The following is a 16,626-nucleotide window of genomic DNA, read 5'->3' on the forward strand; positions in this document are numbered from 1 at the left end:
GGCGTCGGGCATTGCCCGCGCCACAAGCCCGGGCCGCGGCGACCCCCGCGGCGTTGCCGGGCTGACAGAAGGAGATAACGGTATGGCGCCTACTCCCCCCTGCGCCGTCTGCGGCAGCACGGATTATTTCGACCGTGCGATCCTGCCCCCGGAGCAGGTCGAGGGATGGGGGCTGACGCCGGCCGAGCACAGGCTCGTGGACCTGCAGCAAGGAAGAACATGCCGTGGCTGCGGCGGCAACCTGCGCTCCCTCGCGCTGGCCGACGCAGTGATGGCGGAGTGTGGCTGGACAGGAACATTGCGGGAGTTCGTGGTCAGCGATCTGGCTCGTCCAATCCGCTTGCTGGAAGTGAACGAGGCAGGGTCGCTCTCGCCCGAGCTTCGTCGCATGCCGGGACATCGCTTCGGCGCCTATCCCGAAGTCGATATGCAGGCGATACCTTTTGCCGACCACAGCTTCGACCTCGTGATTCATTCCGATACGCTGGAGCATGTGCCGGATCCGGGCCGCGCACTGATGGAATGCGCCCGGGTCCTGACCGCGGACGGCGCGCTCTGCTTCACGGTGCCGGCCCTAGCCACCAGATTATCGGTAAGCCGGGCCGATCTGACGCCGCTCTATCACGGCGATCCGGCGCATAAGACCGAGGACATGCGGGTCCACACGGATTTCGGCGCGGATATCTGGCAGATCCTGCACGCAGCCGGTTTCGCTGCCGTCTGCATCAGCCGGTTCGATGACGCCATCGCCATCACGGCAACCAAGCTCCTGCGGCGCCGGAAGCGGGAGGTGACCATGGCCGACATACGGACAGCGGAGGAGGAGATGCTTGATGCCGTTCTCCGAAGCACGTCCTGGCGCGTCACTGCGCCGCTGCGCCAAGTCGCAAGGCTCCTGCGCGGGGAACGAGCCCCGGTCCCATCGCCCACCTTGCCATCGCCCGCCTTGCCAGGGCCGGCCAGGAACAGCACCGGGCAGCCGGGAGGCTCTGAACTCGTGGCGCATCTCGGCTCCCTTGCTGAATGGCGCGGATGGGCGGAAGCGCATGCGGCCGAGATCTCTCCGCAGGCCGGGGCGGATATGGTCAGCAAAGCGCTGAGCGACGGTATCGACGTTCCGCTCTTCGGCAGGGCCGGATCGAACGAGGTGTCGCTGACAACGGACGACCCACGGGAAGGGCTTGTCGCGCGCGGGACCAATGCGCGGCTCCGCGCCGTGCTGCTGGCCCTCTCCTGGCACGAAGGTGCGCACGACATCTGGAACAGCCGACTCTATCTCCACGAAGCGATGACGCCTTTCGCCCTGCTGATGCGCAGCCGCTATCCGCGCCTGGTTGGTTCTGAATACGCGCCTGATGAAGCAGCGGCGAAGTCGCTATGGCCCGTGCCGGCCGTGGACATCATGCACAGCCCCTTCCCCGATGGCAGCTTCGACTTCGTGCTGACGAATGAAGTACTGGAGCATATCCCCGATCTCGTCGCTGGCTTGCGCGACACACTGCGCATCCTTGCCCCCGGCGGCAAACTCATCGGCACATGCCCCTTCAATTTCGGAGCTGAAAGAACCGAGATCCGGGCGCGCCTGACGCCTTCCGGCATCGAACACCTTGCAAAGCCCGAATATCATGGCAATCCGGTGGACCCGGAGGGCGGTTCCCTGGTGTTCCAGGTCCCGGGCTGGGATCTGCTGGACCTGTGCCGGGAGGCAGGCTTTTCGCATGCCAGCATGGTCTTCATCGGCTCTGCGCAATACGGTATCGTCGGCCGCGAACTCGCCGGCAACTTCGTCCTCCTGGCAACCCGATGAAGGCCAGGACCGAGCCCATGCAACAGCGCGCTCTCAGGCCCGAAGGAGGTCGGTGATGCTCAAACTCTTCCGCAGAGGCATGCCGGCGCCGCAGGGCGCGTCAGGCGAGGATGTACCGATATTCGATCCCGAGGGGCTGGCACGGTTCGAGTCCTATGGCGGTTACCGGTCGGCCCAGCCATTCCCGCATCTCGTCATCGACGGATTGTTCAATCCTGAGATTCTGCGCCGCGTTCTCACCGAATGGCCGGGACCGGAGCAGGAGGTCGAGCACCACAATGATGGCGAGGTCGTCCGGGACAAGATCGGCACCACCTGGAAGACCCGCTTCGGGCCACAGACCCGCAGGCTGTTCGCGGAACTGAATGGCCCCGCCTTCCTGCAGAAGCTCCAATCCGTGACCGATATGTGGGGGCTCATCGGTGATCCCTACATGTTCGGCGGCGGCTTGCACGCGACCCGAACCGGCGGGACGCTCGCAGTTCATGCCGACTACAACAAGCATCCTTTCTTCAAGCTCGACCGGCGCCTCAACCTCCTCGTCTATCTCAACGAGGACTGGACCGAGGCCAATGCGGGCTGGCTGGAGCTTTGGGATCAGGACATGCGCGCATGCGCGGAGCGGGTTCTGCCGGTGTTCAACCGGACTGTCCTGTTTTCAACGACAAGCACCTCGTTTCACGGCCAGCCCGAGCCGATCCAGGGACCGCCCGACCTCTGGCGCCGCTCGATCGCACTCTATTACTTCTCGAATGGCCGTGCCGATGAGGGATCGCCGCCGGACGCCTCGGACGAGCATTCCACGCTATGGAAGAAACGGCCGCACGGGGATTATTGAAGGGCCGGGAGCGGGCATCGGCTGAAACGACCCCAAGGGCTTGCCAGGCCGTTGGCCAGGCATGGCCTGATGACAGGCCGCGCAACCTATGCTTGATGCGGATTGTCGGAAGCGAACGGCGTTCGCCGGAATTGGGGTGGCTTTGGCAGAGGATCGCGCAGGCTCGCAGGCCGGGAGTGAAGGCGGAACCGCGGCGACCCCGATGGGCCCGACCCGGAACGGGCAGTTCACCGTGCCCAGGCCCGCCACCGCCCTGGGCTTCACCGGCGAGCGGATGACATCCGATATCGGCGGGCAGATCGCCTTCGAGCATTACCACCGCTACTGCCTGGCGCGCGATCTCGTCGCGGGACGCGATGTCCTCGATGTCGCCTCGGGCGAGGGCTATGGCTCGGCGCTGCTCGCCGGCGCCGCGCGCAGCGTGGTCGGTGTCGAGATCGACGCTGCCTCGGTCCGTCATGCGCAGGCGGCCTATGCGCTGCCGAACCTGCGCTTCCTGCAGGGCGATGCGACGCGCATGCCGCTGCCCGATGCCTGCGTGGATGCGGTGGTGAGCTTCGAAACGCTCGAGCACCTGCAGGACCAGGAGGCCTTCTTCGACGAGATCCGGCGCGTGCTGCGGCCGGGCGGCCTCCTGCTGATCTCCACGCCCGACCGGCATGTCTATTCGGCGCCCGGCCAGCCGGCCAACCGCTACCATGTGCTGGAACTGACGGTTCCGGAATTCACCGAGATTCTCGGCCGGCGCTTCGCCCATCACGGCATCCTGGCGCAGCGCGCGGTGATGGGATCGGTGCTCGCGCCGCTGGATGGGGCATGGGGCGGCTGGCGGACCTATGACAGCCGCAACGGCGACCTGATCGAGGCACAACCCGGCCTGTCGCGGGCCTTCTACCTTGTCGCCGTGGCGTCGGACGCGCCGCTGCCGGCGGTCGGGTCGAGCCTGTTTGCCCATAACGTCTCGCTCGACCATCTGCTGGCCGCGCCGGGGGCCCTGGCCACCGCCCAGCGCGCGCGCGCCGATATGGAGGCGGCCTGGCAGGAGGCCGAGCGGCGCGAAACGCTCGCCCGCCAGATGGTAGAGGAGCAGCGCACTTTAGTTGAGGAGCAGCGCGCCCGATCTGAAGCCGCACTGGCCGAGGCACGGCGCGAGGCGGCGGAGAGCCTTGCCCGTTCCGAGGCCATGACCGCCGAGACGCGGCGCGAGGCGGCGGAGCTGATGGCGCATATCGAGCGGATCCGCACCAGCACGCTGTGGCGCGCGATGGGGCCGCTGCGTGTGCTCGGCCGCCGCTTCCCCGGCCTGGCGCGCTTCGGCGGCCGTGCCATCCGGGTTGCCCACTGGACCGTCACCGGCCAGCTGACGCGCCGGCTGCGCGACCGCCGTGCCGCGCTGGAAGCCAGGGCGGCCGTGGCCGGGGAGGATCTGCGCGCCGCGCTGAGCCTGCCCGCTGAGCCGGAGCCGGTGCCGCAGCCCGCGGAGATCCACCTGCCGCGGCTGGACGGCCCGCCGCGGGTCAGCGTGATCATCCCGACCTATGGCCAGGTGGATTTCACCCTGCGCTGCCTCCGCTCCATCACCGCCGCGGCGCCGGCGGTGCCGGTCGAGGTGATCGTGGTGGATGACGCCTCCGGCGATCCGGCAGTGGAGACGCTGGCGCAGGTCGAGGGGCTGCGCCTGCTGCGCTGGCCCTCCAATCTCGGCTTCCTCCGCAGCTGCAACGAGGCCGCGAAGCAGGCGCGGGGCGAGTTCCTCTTCTTCCTCAACAACGATACCGAACTGCTGCCCGGCGCGATCGAGGCGCTGCTGCGGCTGCTCGAGGCGCGGCCGGATGCCGGCATGGTGGGGTCGAAGCTGGTCTATCCCGATGGCCGGCTGCAGGAAGCGGGCGGCATCATCTGGCGCGACGGCTCGGCCTGGAATTACGGCAACGGCGACGACCCGCGGAAGCCGCAATACAACTATGTTCGGGAAGCCGACTACATCTCCGGCGCGGCGATCATGCTGCCGCGGGTGCGCTGGGCGGAGATGGGCGGCTTCGACGAGGCCTTCCTGCCGGCCTATTGCGAGGATAGCGACCTTGCCTTCCGCCTGCGCCGGGCGGGCTGGAAGGTTCTCTACCAGCCGCAATCCGTCGTGGTGCATTACGAAGGCATCTCGCACGGCACCGACACCCAATCCGGCGTCAAGGCGCATCAGGTCGCCAACACGCGGAAGCTGTTCGAGCGCTGGCGCGAGGTGCTGGAGCGCGAGGCGCTGCCACACGGCGAGCGGGTGATGCGCGCGCGCGACCATGCGCTGCACCGCCGCGTGATGCTGGTGGTGGACCACTACCTGCCGGAGCCCGATCGCGATGCCGGGTCGCGCACCATGCTCGCCTTCATGGATGCGCTGCTGGCGGCCGGCCGCGTCGTGAAATTTCTCCCCGCCAACCTGCACCGCACGCCGGGCTATGCCGAGCTGCTGGAGCAGCGCGGCATCGAGGTGATCCACGGCCCCTGGACCGCCAGCCTGGACGCCTGGCTCGCGGCCAATGGCGGCGAGGTGGATGAGATCCTGCTCTCCCGCCCGAGCGTGGCGGTGCCGATCCTGGGCAAGCTCCGCGCCCATTGCCGGGCGCCGATCGTCTTCTACGGCCATGACCTGCATTTCGCGCGAATGATGCTGGAGCCCGGCGCCGACGCCCCGGCGCAGCGGGATCGCATCGCGGAGATGGAGGCGCAGGAGCGCCGCATCTGGCGCCTGGTGGATGTCGCCCTCTACCCCTCCGAGGAGGAGGCGGCCCGGGTGCGGGCGATGGAGCCGGGCGTGCGCGCCCATGCCGTGCCCGCCTATGCCCTGCCGCGACGGCCGGCCCCGGCCACCGCGCCGGCGGGCGGCATCGTCTTCGTCGGCGGCTTCCGGCATACGCCGAACGAGGATGCCGCGCTCTGGCTGACGCGGGAGATCATGCCGCTGGTCCGCCAGCGCCTGCCCGCCGCCCGGCTCACCATCATCGGCTCCAACCCGACGCCGGCGGTGCTGGGGCTGGCCGGCGACGGGGTCGAAGTCCGGGGCTTCGTCTCCGATGAGGAGCTGGCAGCGGCTTATGCGGAGGCCCGCGTGGCGCTCTGCCCGCTCCGCATCGGGGCGGGGGTGAAGCTCAAGGTGGTGGAGGCGATGCATCGCGGCGTGCCGGTGGTGACCACCCCGGTCGGCGCGCAGGGCCTGCCGGGCCTGGCCGAGATCTGCGACATCGCCGGGACGCCGGAGGAGCTGGCCGCCGCCGCGGTCCGGCTGATGACCGATGACGCGCTCTGGCTGTCGCGCGCGGCGGCGCAGACAGGCTATGTCGCGGACCACTTCTCGCCGGAGGCGATGCGCGATGCGCTGGTCGCCATCTTCGAGGAGGCCCGCGCCGCGCGCGAATAGAGTATTTTCAAGTCCGGCCTGTCCGCCGGACGACTCGGAAAATGCGACCAAACAACAAGCTGGACCGCTTTCACCTGCGCGCAGCGCAGATGAAAGCGGTCCAGCTACGGCCCGTCGGCGGGATCGTAGAGCACGCCGGCGGCGGCGAAGCCGCCATCGACGTTCAGCACATGGCCGGTGACGAAGCCGGCATCCGCCGAGCAGAGGAAGGCCACTGCAGCGGCCACTTCCTCCGGCGTCGCGTAGCGATCCATCGCCATGTGGTTCAGGAAGGCCGCGCGCTGCCGCGGGCCATGCGCGGTGCGGGCGACCTGGGTCGGGCCGGGGGCCACGCAATTCACCAGGATCCCGTGCGGCGCCAGCTCCATCGCCAGCACCTGGGTCAGGTTGATGATGCCGGCCTTGCTCGCGCCATAGGCCACCCGCCCGGTGCCGGCGAATTGGCCGGAGACGGAGGAGGTGGTGACGATGCGGCCTCCCCCGCCCTCGGCCCCGCCATTCCGCACCATCGCCCGCGCCGCGGCCTGGGCGGTGACGAAGCAGCCGGTGAGATTGGTGCGGATCACCCGCTCGAAGGCCACTCGCGACATCTCGAGCGCGGGGACGCGGTCGGTGATGCCGGCATTGCAGATGGCAAGCCGCAGCGGGCCGAAGCGCGCCTCGGCCTCCGCCACCGCGGCGGCGGCCTGGTCCTCCTCGGCCACGTCGAGCGCGAATGGGGCGGCGCGCAGCCCGGCCGCCGCGATCTCGGCCGCCACGCGCTCAGCCCGGTCCGGCAGCAGGTCGGCGACCAGCACGGCGGCGCCGTCGCGGGCCAGGCGATGGGCGATGGCCTCGCCGATGCCGGCGCCGCCGCCGGTCACCAGGGCGACGTCTCCGGCGAGCCTCATGCCGCATCCTCCTCGATGGCGATGACCCGGGCCGGGGCGCCGTCGCTGTCCGGCAGCTTCACCGGCACGGCCACCACCAGGCTGCGCGGCGCCCGCAGCGCGCCGGTGTTGCGCAGGTATTCGAACATGATCACGCCCTGCTTCAGCAGGTGGAAATGCGTGACATGCTCGGGCAGCGGCGGCCGTGCCTCGCCGGTCAGGAAAAAGCGGATGCAGTAATCCTGCGGGAAGTCGAAGCCCACCGCCTTGATGCCGGCCTCGCGCAGCCAGATCGCCGCCTCCGCCGTCATCCAGGGGGCGCGGGCCCAGAAATCCGGGGTGGCGATATCGGCCCGCTCGTCCCAGCGCGTCTTCAGGATGGCGATGTCGCCACGGCGGAGATGCGCCCCGGCAGCGGCGATCCGCTCCCCCGTAATGGCCGTGTTCTCCGGCACGTCCGAGAGGTCGAGGATCGCGGCCTCGCCCACCGTCATGTCGAGGCTGATGGAATCGGTCGTGAAGCCCTCGGGATCCACATGGCGCGGGCTGTCCATATGGGTGAAGCCATGGACATTCCAGCCGGCCCAGGTGCCCTGCCCGGCGCCCTCGGCATGGGATTTCAGCAGCCGGCGCTCGACCGGCCAGCGGAAATGGCCGGTGGTCACGGGCGTCGTCAGGTCGATCAGTCGGCGTGCCATGGGTCAGTCCTTCCAGGGCCGGTCGTGCCAGAGGCGCTTCAGCCGCTCGGCTTCCTCCTGCACCAGGGTGGTGAAGCCAGCGCCGTCCATGCGGCGCAGCGGCTGGTAGAGCCGGGCCGCATCCGCCTGCCAGGCCGGGTCGTCCATGGTGGCGAGCAGCGCGGCCTCCAGCCGGGCACGGATCGGCGCGGGCGTCGCGGCCGGCACCGCCAGCCCGCGCACCACGCCGCCTTCCAGCGCGAAGCCCTGCTCGCGGAAGGTCGGGATATCGGGGGCCAGGCCAGTGCGGCTCGGCGCGGCCTGGGCCAGCGGGCGCGCCTGGCCCTGCTTCACCAGCTCCAGGCTCTCGCCGATATTCATCGCCGCGACGGTGATGTGCCTACCCAGCAGCGCGGCGACGGTCGGCGCCTGGCCGGCGAAGGGCACATGCACCAGGCGGGTGCCGAGCAGGCTTTCGAACCCGATCATCAGCAGGTGGTCGTCCGACCCGATGCCGGCGGTGCCGACCGCGACCTTGTCCGGATTGGCCCGCGCATGGGCGGCGAGATCGGCGAGGCTCTGCAAGGGGCTGTCGGGCGCGACGAAGAAGCCGCCGGGATCATCGACGACGCTGCCGAGGAAGGCGAAGTCCCCCAGCCGGTAGCGCGGCGTGCGTTCGATGGTGATGGTCTGCAGGCTCGGGACGATGACGACGCCGAGGGTGAGGCCATCCGGCGGCGCGGCGGCGAGCGCGGTATAGCCGACCTCGGCCCCGGCGCCGGGGCGGTTCAGCGGGACGAAGCGCGCGCCGGGCAGGTGGCGTTCCAGATGGGGCACCATGGCGCGGGCCATCACATCGGTGCCACCGCCGGGCGGGAAGGGGATGATGAAGCTGATCGGCCTGTCGCCGGGCCAAGCGCCCTGGCCGATGGCCGCGCCTGGCAAGCCCGCCAGGCCGAGCGCGGCCAGGCTGCGTCGCGTGATCTTGGGCATGCGCCGTTTCCCCCGATTGGGGGGAGCGTAGCGGGGCGGGGGCGGGGCGGCTAGGCGCAGCGGGGGGACGGAAGTGGCTATCCGGCCGTGGCCTTGATGAAGTCGATGAAGGCGCGAAGCGGGGCCGGCACCAGCCGGCGCCCGGGATAGTAGAGGAACGGCCCGGAGAAGGACTGCCACCAGGGCTCGAGGACCGGCTCCAGCGCGCCGCTGTCGAGATACGGGCGCAGCCAATCCTCGAACAGGGTGATGATCCCGGTGCCCGCGATCGCGGCATCGACGGCAAGGTCGGTCGCCGCGCCCACGCTGACCAGCAATGGCCCCGTGGGATTGACGCGCACCACCTCGCCCTCCCGCTCGAACTCCCAGACGATCATGGCACCGCTGGCGAAGCGACCGCGCAGGCAGGCATGGCCGAGCAGATCGCGGGGATGCTGCGGCTGGCCATGGTGGCGCAGATAGGCCGGGGCGGCGGCCGTGGCGAAGCGCTGGACGCGCGGCCCGATCGGCACCGCGATCATGTCGCCCTCCAGCCGCTCGTCATAGCGGATGCCGGCATCGCAGCCGGCGGCCAGCACATCGACGAAGCTGTCCTCGGCGATGATCTCCAGCTGGATGTCGGGATAGGCCGCGAGGAAGGGCGGCACGATGCGCGGCAGCACCAGCCGCGCCGCGCTGACCGGGACATTGAGCCGGAGCGTGCCCGCCGGCCGGTCGCGGAAGAGGTTGACCACATCCATCGCGGCCTCCACCTCGCCGAGCGCCGGGCCGAGCCGGTCCAGCAGCCGCGCGCCCGCCTCGGTCGGCAATACGCTGCGGGTGGTGCGATGGAGCAGCCTGACGCCGAGCCTCGCCTCCAGCCGGCGCACCGCCTCGCTCAGGCCCGAGGGGCTGGTGCCGGCCAGGCGGGCGCCCTCGCGGAAGCCGCCGGCGCGCGCCACGGCGAGGAAGGCCTGAAGGTCGCCGAGATCGGCCTGCATTGTTCGCCATTTCGCACAGGGCGTGCGGATTGTGGCCGGTTATCGCGCAGGCCGCCAGGACGTAACTGGGAGGGGCCACGAAGGAGAAGCATCATGACCAGCATCGACCAGGCCGGGACCTATCCGCTCGGCAGCCGCCGCGTGACGCGGCTGGGCTACGGCGCCATGCAGCTCGCCGGGCCCGGCGTCTTCGGGCCGCCCGGGGACCGCGAGGCGGCGCTGGCCGTGCTGCGCGAGGCGATCGCCCAGGGCGTGGACCACATCGACACCAGCGACTTCTACGGCCCGCACGTCACCAACCAGCTCATCCGGGAGGCGCTGGCGCCCTATCCCGGCAACCTCACCCTCGTCACCAAGATCGGCGCCCGGCGGGACGACAAGGGCGCCTGGCTCCCGGCCTTCTCGCGCGAGGAGCTGACCGGGGCGGTGCATGACAACCTGCGCAACCTCGGCCTCGGGGTGCTGGAGGTGGTCAATCTGCGCATCATGTTCGACGTGCATGGACCGGCGGAGGGATCAATCGAGGCGCCGCTCACCGTGCTGGCCGAGCTGCAGCGGCAGGGCCTGATCCGCCATATCGGCCTCAGCAATGTCACGCCGGCGCAGGTCGCCGAAGGCCGCCGGATCTGTGCGATCGCATGCGTGCAGAACCAGTACAACCTGGCGCATCGCGGCGACGATGCGCTGATCGACGAGCTCGCCCGCGACGGCATCGCCTATGTCCCGTTCTTCCCGCTTGGCGGCTTCAGCCCGCTGCAATCCTCCACCCTGTCCGGGGTGGCGGAACGGCTGGGCGCCACGCCGATGCAGGTGGCGCTCGCCTGGCTGCTGCGCCGCTCGCCCAATATCCTGCTGATCCCCGGCACCTCCTCCGTCGCGCATCTGCGGGAGAACCTGGCCGCGGCCGAGCTCACGCTGCCGGAGGAGATGGTGGCGCGGCTGGACCGGATTGGGGCGGAGGGGCGCGCAGCCTAGCCCCCTTCCGAGATCGGCCGTCAGCCTGCCGCAAGATGCTTCAGATTCGCCTCACGCAGCGCCGCCCCCGCCTCGTCGTACAGGAAGGGCAGGGTGGCGTAACGCCGCCCGCGGGTCACCGGCGTCGCCTCATGCAGCAGCGAGCAGGAGAAGACCACCGCGCCGCCCATCGGCGGGCGGTAGCGGCGAGGGCCGAATTCGGGGAACCAGAGCGCGCCGCCCTCGAATTCCTCGTTCAGGTTGATGGTGACGGCGAAGCGGCGATGCGCGGTGCCGGCGGTGGTGTTGTCGCGATGGGCGCGGAAATGCCCGCCCTCGGCAGCGTCGTAGCAGGCGACGATGTAGCGTTCGATCCGCGTCGCCCGGAACTGGAAGGCCTTGCGGATCTCGGGCAGCAGCCGGCGCTGGAGGCGGGCGCGGAGCGCGGCCTGGATCTCCGGATCCTCCAGCAGCAGGTCGCGCCGGCGCTTGTGGCCTGGATCGGTGGTGCCGATGGTCTTGCCGTCGCGCTCCACCATAAAGCCGCTCTCCTGGCCGCCCTCGGCCTCATAGAGGTCCACCAGGCGGGCGCAGAAGTCCGGCTCCAGGATGCGGGGCAGCAGCAGCACCGGGGCGGGCGTCTCCGGCCCGGCATGGCGGGCGGGCGGCGGCAGCCGGCGCAGCAGGTCGAGCAGCGCCGGCAGCCGGGCCAGCGGCGCGGTGGCGAGGACGCGCAGCAAGGGGTCGAGCAAGAGGGCCAGCGGCTCCCCGGCGCCATAGCCGCGGGCGATGGCGCCATCCCGGTCGAGCAGGGTGCGGAGGCCGGGCAGGGCATCGGGCCCGGCCTCGGCGCCAGGGGGCGCGATGATGAAGCCGGCGGCGCGGCTGTCGTCGAGCAGCCCCTCCTCCCGGGCGGCGAGCAGCGCGGCATGGGCCGTGGCGGCAACCCCCGGCGCGGCGCCGGGGAAGGCGAGCAGCACATAGCGGCCGGCGACCGAGGAGAAGGCGTAGCGCGGATTGCCCGCACCCGGGGCGTGGAACCAGGGGGCGGGGTCGCCCGGCAGCAGGCGGATGGCGGCGGTCGTCATAGGGGAAAAGTCCGTCTGGGGCCGGCCCCTTGGGCTTCGGCCGGGAAGGGCGCTACAAGCGGGCTGGATTCCGGTGGATGGAGAATTGCGGATGCGGCGTCGGGCCCTGCTCATCACCACGGCGGCGGCATTGGCGGCGCCGGCCATCCTCCGGGCGCAGCCGCGGCCGGGGCCGCCGCATGAATGGGTCTTCGGCGCCTGGACCGGCGGGCAGTATCCGCCGAATGACTGGGACAGCCCGGCCTGCTTCGGCAGCCCGACGGTGATCTTCACCCGCGACCTGGTCCTGCGGGCGAGCGCGCTGGACACCGCCTATCGCCAGCGGACGATCGAGACGGTGGCCCTGCAGCCGAACGGCCTCGAATTCCGCTTCGTGCCGATGGCGCCGCTGGCCGGGCCGCTCGGCGCGCGGATGCCGCCCGATATCGGCTTCGGCTGCGGCGACAACCCGAACATGTTGCGGGTGGAACGGCGCGGGCCGGACGAGATCGCCTTCCCCGGCTGCAACGAATTCCCCTCGGCGCTGCGGCGCTGCGTGCGGAGCTAAACGATGCGGATCGCCCTGATCCATGCGCTGCGGCACTCCCCGCCGCCGATCGAGGCCGCCTTCGCCCGGGCCTGGCCCGAGGCGCGGCTGATGAACCTGCTGGATGACAGCCTCTCGGCCGATCTGGCCCGCGATGGCGCGCTGACGTCGGCGATGACGGAGCGCTTCCTGACCCTGTCGCGCTATGCGGTGGGGACGGGGGTGGGCGGCATCCTCTTCACCTGTTCGGCCTTTGGCCCCTGCATCGAGGCGGTGGCGGCCGAGCAGGCGCCGATGCCCGTGCTGAAGCCGAACGAGGCGATGATCGAGGAGGCGGTGGCGGAGGCGCGACGCCTCTCGCCCGGCGGGCGGCCGCGGATCGGGCTGGTCGCCACCTTCGCCCCGACGCTCGAGACCATGCCGCCGGAATTCCCCGGCGATGTGGAGATCCTGCCCTGCCATGCCGAGGGCGCCCTGGCGGCGCTGGATGCCGGGGATGGCGCGGCGCATGACCGGCTGGCGGCCGAGGCGGCAGGGCGGCTGCGCGATTGCGCGGTGGTGGCGCTGGCGCAGTTCAGCCTGGCCCGCGCCGCCCCGCTGGTGGCCGAGGCGACGGGGCGCCCGGTCTTCACCACGCCCGACAGCGCGGTGCGCAAGCTGCGGCGGCTGCTGGTTCAATAGCGGTACCAGAAGCTGCCGAGCACCGCCTGGCCGAGCGAGACGCGACGCCCATCGATCTCCCGCATATAGCCGATCTGGATGGCGTGCCGTTCGGTGAGGTCGTGGACGATCGAGAACTGCACCTTGTTCACCGAGTAGTCGGTGCCGCCCGGCCCGCCATTGCGCATGCCGATGGTGGAGAAGCTCTGCGCCAGCAGCATCCAGCGCGGGATGGGCCGGATGCCGATGGTGCCATCGATGCGGAGTTCGTCGGCGGCGGTGCCGAAGCGGAAGCGGTAGCCGGCATCGAGGCTGGCGAAGGCGCTCATCCCCCGCGGCAGGGGGATGCCGATCCCGTAGGAGGCGGCGAGGCCGACACTCGCATTCGGCTCCGCGATGCGGAGGTTGCGGGTCTCATGCGCGACGCCTGGCGTGTAGGCGATGGCCTGGACCGAGAGGGTGTCGAGCCGGCCCTGATGGAGCTGGTAGCGGAGGAAGCCGCCGAGCTCGGCGAGGCCCTGGCTGGTATAGGTCTGGTGCGTGGTCTTGTCGCGCAGCCAGGCGGCCTGCAGCCGGGGGACGAGGCCGACCGTCCAGCGCGGCGCCAGCCCATGTTCCCAATAAGGCCCGCCATCCAGCCGGTAGAGCGTGCCGGTGCCGGTCGGCCGGCCACGGTCATCGACGCCGCGGACCTCGGAGGTATAGGGGGCGATCTGGGTGATGACCTGGCCATGGCCCGCATCCTGGGGCCATGGGCCGGCCAGGGCAGGGGTGGCCACCATCGCCGCCGCACAGCCCCCTGCCACCCATCGGATCATGCTGCGAGACACCCAGGACACCAGGGACGCGCCAGCGTCCTGCCATTCGTCTATTTTCGGTTGAAAACGCGCGGAAAACAATACCTATCCGCCGCGATCCGTGACGATTGACGCGGGGGGCCAGGGGTCGGAGGCTCGGCCGCGGGAGGGCGCCATGTACCAGGTCGATGTGCTGATCCAGGGCTATCCGGGGAAATCGCTCTGCCATGGGGGCCTGGGCTGGAGCACCATCGCCCTGCTGCGCGGCGGCGGCCGGACCATCCTGATCGATGTCGGCGCCTTCGCGGTGCGGCCGGAATTCGGCCGGCAGCTCGCCGCCGCCGGGGTCGCGCCAGGGGAGGTGACGGATGTGGTCCTGACCCATGCGCATTGGGACCATGCGGTGAACTACACGCTGTTCCCGAATGCCGCGGTCTGGATCGGACGGGTGGAGATGGACTGGGCGCGCGACGTGCCGCCCGGCTTCAACCCGCTGCCCGAGCTCTATGTGCAGGACCTGCTGCGGCATCCGCGGCTGCATCTGCTGGAGGATGGCGAGCGCTTCCTCGACGGCTTCACTGCGCATCTCTGCCCCGGCCATACGCCGGGCTGCCTGGTCTTCGGGCTGGAGGGCGGGGCAGCGCCGCTGCTGTTCAGCGGCGATGCAGCGAAGAACCGGGCCGAGCTGCTCTCCATGGCGACCGACATGACGATGGATGCGGCCCAGAGCCGCGCCAGCCTCGAGCGCATCTGGGCGCTGTGGCGGGCGGTGCCGGGGACGCTGCTGATCCCGGGCCATGATTTGACCATGCGGCTGGATGCGGCGGGGCGGCCCGAATACCTGGGGCAGCGGCGGGCCGGGATCGCCGCCTGGTTCTCCGAGGATCTGGCGGTGATGCAGGATTTCGACCTGACCGAGCCGCGCTTCTGAATGGCGCCACCACCACGCGCCTGGATCCGCCTGCCCTCCGGCCGGCGGCTGGACCTGCTGTCGCCGACGCCCTTCGACTGGACCGAGGAAGACCTGGCGATCGGCCTGTCGCGCACCTTCCGCTGGGGCGGGCATTCGGTCTGGCCGGGCGCGCCGCTCTCCGTCGCGCAGCATTCCCTGGCGGTGCTGGCGCTGCGCCGGGCACGGTCCCGGCCACAGCTGACGCCCGACCAGGCACGGCGGGAGCTGCTGCATGATGCCGAGGAAGGCCTGATCAATTTCGACTGCATCTCGCCCCTGAAGCCCTTCCTCGGCGCCGGCTTCGCCGAGTTGCAGGAAAGGCTGCAGGCGGTGGTCGCGCTGCGCTACGGCCTGCCGGCCTGGACGCCGGAGGAACGCCGCGCCCACAAGGCCTGCGACATCGCCCTGGCCGCGGCGGAGGCGGTGCATGTCGCCGGCTGGACGCGGGAGGAGGTGCGCGGGACGCTCGGCATCCGCGCGGCGGTGATGGCGGAGGATCCGCTGGCGGCGGAGTATGGCGAGGAGCCGTGGCGGCCCTGGGCGCCGGAGGTCGCGGCGGAGCGGTTCCTCGGGGTGTTGCGGGGGTTGTGAGGGCCCTGGCGGTCCACTAACCCGAGCAGGTCACGGACCGCACCGGGTAGCGCGGCGTATGCCGGTCCTCGGAGACGAAGGTCGCGTCTTCCGCGATCGCCTGGGCGATCAGCAGATGGTCGAAGGGGTCGCGGTGCTCCGGCAGCATGGGCAAGCCCGTGAGCGCCAGGAGATGCGCCGCACCGATATCGAGGCGGGTGAAGCCCTCATCGTCCAGGGCGGCCATGATCTCCCCGAGATCGGCCTCCAGCTTGCCGATTCGCCGCTTCACGGCGATCTCCCAGAGCGAGGCCGTGCTCACCAGCACGGCATTGCCGGGATCCGCGACCAGGTCCCGTGCCCGCGGCCCGAGCTGGGCATCATCCGCCAGCCACCAGAGCAGGGCATGCGTATCGAGCAGGAGCTTCACCCCTCCTCGCCCTCCATGGCGGCCAGCAGCTCGGGCGGGAGCGTGTCGAAATCGGGCGCCATGCGAATCCGGCCGCGCAGGGCCCCCGGTTCACGGCGGCGCTGGGCCGGGCGCGAGGGCGGGTGGATCTCGGCCACGACCTCGTCGCGGGAGGTGACGAGAAAGGACTGGCCCTGCCGGGCCTGGCGCAGGACATCGCCCAGATTCGCCCGGAATTCGCGCACGCCCACTCGGCGGGGCGGCGACCGGTCCGGCTTCGGTTCGGCCATGGGTGCGATCCTTTGTGTACGCAAATTGTGTTCACAAACCGACCCCGGCGTCAATATTTGGTGGAAAATGCTGGACTTTCCGCTGCTTGACGGGGAATCTTGCGTTCTTACCCCAAGAACTACCGGCAAGGACTTCGCGCGCCATGATGGCGGGCTCTCACGTAGCGCTCGGCATCGCGGCCTGGGTGGCGCTTGCGCCGCATCTCGGCCAGGCGCCACTGGAACCCGGGGCGATGGCGCTGGCGGCGCTGGGCGGGCTGCTGCCGGATATCGACCATCCGAAATCCTGGGTCGGGCAGCGGCTGCGGCCCATCTCCGACATCCTCGCCGCCGTGTTCGGGCATCGGGGCGTGACCCATTCCGTGCTGGCGGTGGTGGGGTGCTGGTGGCTGTTGCGCTATGGGGCGGTGCCGGCGCGCTGGGCGGCGCCGGTGGTGGCCGGCTATCTCAGCCATCTGGGCGCCGATCTGCTGACGCCGGGCGGCTTGCGGCTGGCCTGGCCGCTGAAGGGCGTCTGGGCCCTGCCGCTCTGCCGCACCGGTTCCGCCTTCGAGCCGCTGGTGGTGGGCCTGCTGATCGCTGCCGCCTGGGCGACGCTGCCGGACCGGCCGGACCCGCGCCGGACGCTGGAGCGACTCGGACTCTGCTGCGAGTCGCTGCCCTTGCCGCCGCCTCTGCCGCCCCGTCCCCCGCGCCGCCGGCTGGCGACCCAGCTTCCGGTCTCCGAAAGCCCTCAGAACCGGCCGGTATAATCAGCTTGCAGGACGCAAGCCGGAATGCTTGCATCATGCAAGTCAGCCGGAG

The 16,626-nt window shown here is 70.6% G+C and carries 17 protein-coding genes; 9 read left to right on the top strand and 8 right to left on the bottom strand.

Features of this window, described 5'->3' with window-relative positions; translation table 11 throughout:
• Positions 1 to 82: 82 nt before the first annotated feature.
• The 3 genes from JMJ55_RS19880 to JMJ55_RS19890 all read left to right on the top strand — a co-directional run bounded on the left by JMJ55_RS19880 (position 83) and on the right by JMJ55_RS19890 (position 6,057).
• Entirely contained in the window at positions 83 to 1,807 is a 1,725-nt protein-coding gene (locus JMJ55_RS19880; RefSeq protein WP_202827341.1) for a class I SAM-dependent methyltransferase, read from the top strand.
• A gap of 55 nt (positions 1,808 to 1,862) precedes the next feature.
• Positions 1,863 to 2,645 carry a 2OG-Fe(II) oxygenase gene (locus JMJ55_RS19885; RefSeq protein ID WP_202827342.1) on the top strand — a complete coding sequence of 261 codons (783 nt, stop codon included), beginning with the start codon at positions 1,863 to 1,865 and terminating at the stop codon, positions 2,643 to 2,645.
• A 202-nt stretch (positions 2,646 to 2,847) separates the two neighbouring features.
• Positions 2,848 to 6,057 carry a glycosyltransferase gene (locus JMJ55_RS19890; RefSeq protein WP_202827343.1) on the top strand — a complete coding sequence of 1,070 codons (3,210 nt, stop codon included), beginning with the start codon at positions 2,848 to 2,850 and terminating at the stop codon, positions 6,055 to 6,057.
• Positions 6,058 to 6,161: 104 nt separating this feature from the next.
• Here the strand turns inward: JMJ55_RS19890 and JMJ55_RS19895 are convergent, their stop codons facing one another.
• The 4 genes from JMJ55_RS19895 to JMJ55_RS19910 all read right to left on the bottom strand — a co-directional run bounded on the left by JMJ55_RS19895 (position 6,162) and on the right by JMJ55_RS19910 (position 9,576).
• Positions 6,162 to 6,947, bottom strand: coding sequence for an SDR family NAD(P)-dependent oxidoreductase (locus tag JMJ55_RS19895; protein ID WP_202827344.1), 786 nt, complete (start codon positions 6,945 to 6,947; stop codon positions 6,162 to 6,164).
• Positions 6,944 to 7,624 carry a cyclase family protein gene (locus JMJ55_RS19900; RefSeq protein WP_202827345.1) on the bottom strand — a complete coding sequence of 227 codons (681 nt, stop codon included), beginning with the start codon at positions 7,622 to 7,624 and terminating at the stop codon, positions 6,944 to 6,946. Before JMJ55_RS19900 ends, JMJ55_RS19895 begins: the two co-directional genes overlap by 4 nt.
• A 3-nt stretch (positions 7,625 to 7,627) precedes the next feature.
• Positions 7,628 to 8,596 (bottom strand): Bug family tripartite tricarboxylate transporter substrate binding protein, encoded by a 969-nt coding sequence (locus tag JMJ55_RS19905; RefSeq protein ID WP_202827346.1) that lies wholly within the window; start codon positions 8,594 to 8,596, stop codon positions 7,628 to 7,630.
• A 77-nt stretch (positions 8,597 to 8,673) separates the two neighbouring features.
• The gene (locus JMJ55_RS19910; RefSeq protein ID WP_202827347.1) at positions 8,674 to 9,576 is read right to left on the bottom strand and encodes a LysR family transcriptional regulator; all 903 of its coding nucleotides are present in this window, start codon (positions 9,574 to 9,576) and stop codon (positions 8,674 to 8,676) included.
• 93 nt (positions 9,577 to 9,669) lie between these two features.
• On the opposite strand from JMJ55_RS19910, the gene JMJ55_RS19915 reads away from it, so the two are divergent.
• Positions 9,670 to 10,551 carry an aldo/keto reductase family oxidoreductase gene (locus JMJ55_RS19915; RefSeq protein WP_202827348.1) on the top strand — a complete coding sequence of 294 codons (882 nt, stop codon included), beginning with the start codon at positions 9,670 to 9,672 and terminating at the stop codon, positions 10,549 to 10,551.
• 20 nt (positions 10,552 to 10,571) lie between these two features.
• Here JMJ55_RS19915 and JMJ55_RS19920 read toward each other — a convergent pair whose 3' ends face one another.
• Positions 10,572 to 11,618 (bottom strand): 2OG-Fe(II) oxygenase, encoded by a 1,047-nt coding sequence (locus JMJ55_RS19920; RefSeq protein ID WP_202827349.1) that lies wholly within the window; start codon positions 11,616 to 11,618, stop codon positions 10,572 to 10,574.
• Between the two features lie 91 nt (positions 11,619 to 11,709).
• Here JMJ55_RS19920 and JMJ55_RS19925 point away from each other — a divergent pair, with 91 nt between their 5' ends.
• A complete protein-coding gene (locus JMJ55_RS19925) occupies positions 11,710 to 12,165 on the top strand; it encodes a hypothetical protein (RefSeq protein ID WP_202827350.1) in 456 nt (151 codons plus the stop codon).
• 3 nt (positions 12,166 to 12,168) lie between these two features.
• Positions 12,169 to 12,825, top strand: coding sequence for an arylsulfatase (locus JMJ55_RS19930; protein ID WP_202827351.1), 657 nt, complete (start codon positions 12,169 to 12,171; stop codon positions 12,823 to 12,825).
• On the opposite strand, the gene JMJ55_RS19935 is transcribed toward JMJ55_RS19930, so the two are convergent.
• Positions 12,819 to 13,622: a hypothetical protein gene (locus JMJ55_RS19935; RefSeq protein WP_202827352.1), complete on the bottom strand. Its 804-nt coding sequence runs from the start codon at positions 13,620 to 13,622 to the stop codon at positions 12,819 to 12,821. The two genes, JMJ55_RS19930 and JMJ55_RS19935, sit on opposite strands and share 7 nt — an antisense overlap.
• A gap of 154 nt (positions 13,623 to 13,776) precedes the next feature.
• Here JMJ55_RS19935 and JMJ55_RS19940 point away from each other — a divergent pair, with 154 nt between their 5' ends.
• Both JMJ55_RS19940 and JMJ55_RS19945 read left to right on the top strand, forming a co-directional pair.
• Complete coding sequence (locus JMJ55_RS19940; protein ID WP_202827353.1) at positions 13,777 to 14,532, top strand: MBL fold metallo-hydrolase; 756 nt, start codon at positions 13,777 to 13,779, stop codon at positions 14,530 to 14,532.
• Positions 14,533 to 15,144 carry an HD family hydrolase gene (locus JMJ55_RS19945; protein ID WP_202827354.1) on the top strand — a complete coding sequence of 204 codons (612 nt, stop codon included), beginning with the start codon at positions 14,533 to 14,535 and terminating at the stop codon, positions 15,142 to 15,144.
• Positions 15,145 to 15,160: 16 nt separating this feature from the next.
• On the opposite strand, the gene JMJ55_RS19950 is transcribed toward JMJ55_RS19945, so the two are convergent.
• Positions 15,161 to 15,553, bottom strand: coding sequence for a type II toxin-antitoxin system VapC family toxin (locus tag JMJ55_RS19950; RefSeq protein ID WP_202827355.1), 393 nt, complete (start codon positions 15,551 to 15,553; stop codon positions 15,161 to 15,163).
• Entirely contained in the window at positions 15,550 to 15,822 is a 273-nt protein-coding gene (locus tag JMJ55_RS19955; RefSeq protein ID WP_202827356.1) for a type II toxin-antitoxin system Phd/YefM family antitoxin, read from the bottom strand. Before JMJ55_RS19955 ends, JMJ55_RS19950 begins: the two co-directional genes overlap by 4 nt.
• A 143-nt stretch (positions 15,823 to 15,965) precedes the next feature.
• Here JMJ55_RS19955 and JMJ55_RS19960 point away from each other — a divergent pair, with 143 nt between their 5' ends.
• On the top strand, positions 15,966 to 16,574 hold the full coding sequence (locus JMJ55_RS19960; protein ID WP_202827357.1) for a metal-dependent hydrolase: 609 nt from the start codon (positions 15,966 to 15,968) through the stop codon (positions 16,572 to 16,574).
• The last annotated feature ends 52 nt before the right edge of the window (positions 16,575 to 16,626 follow it).

The organism is Belnapia mucosa, assembly GCF_016775475.1.
Classification (GTDB): Bacteria; Pseudomonadota; Alphaproteobacteria; order Acetobacterales; family Acetobacteraceae; genus Belnapia; species Belnapia mucosa.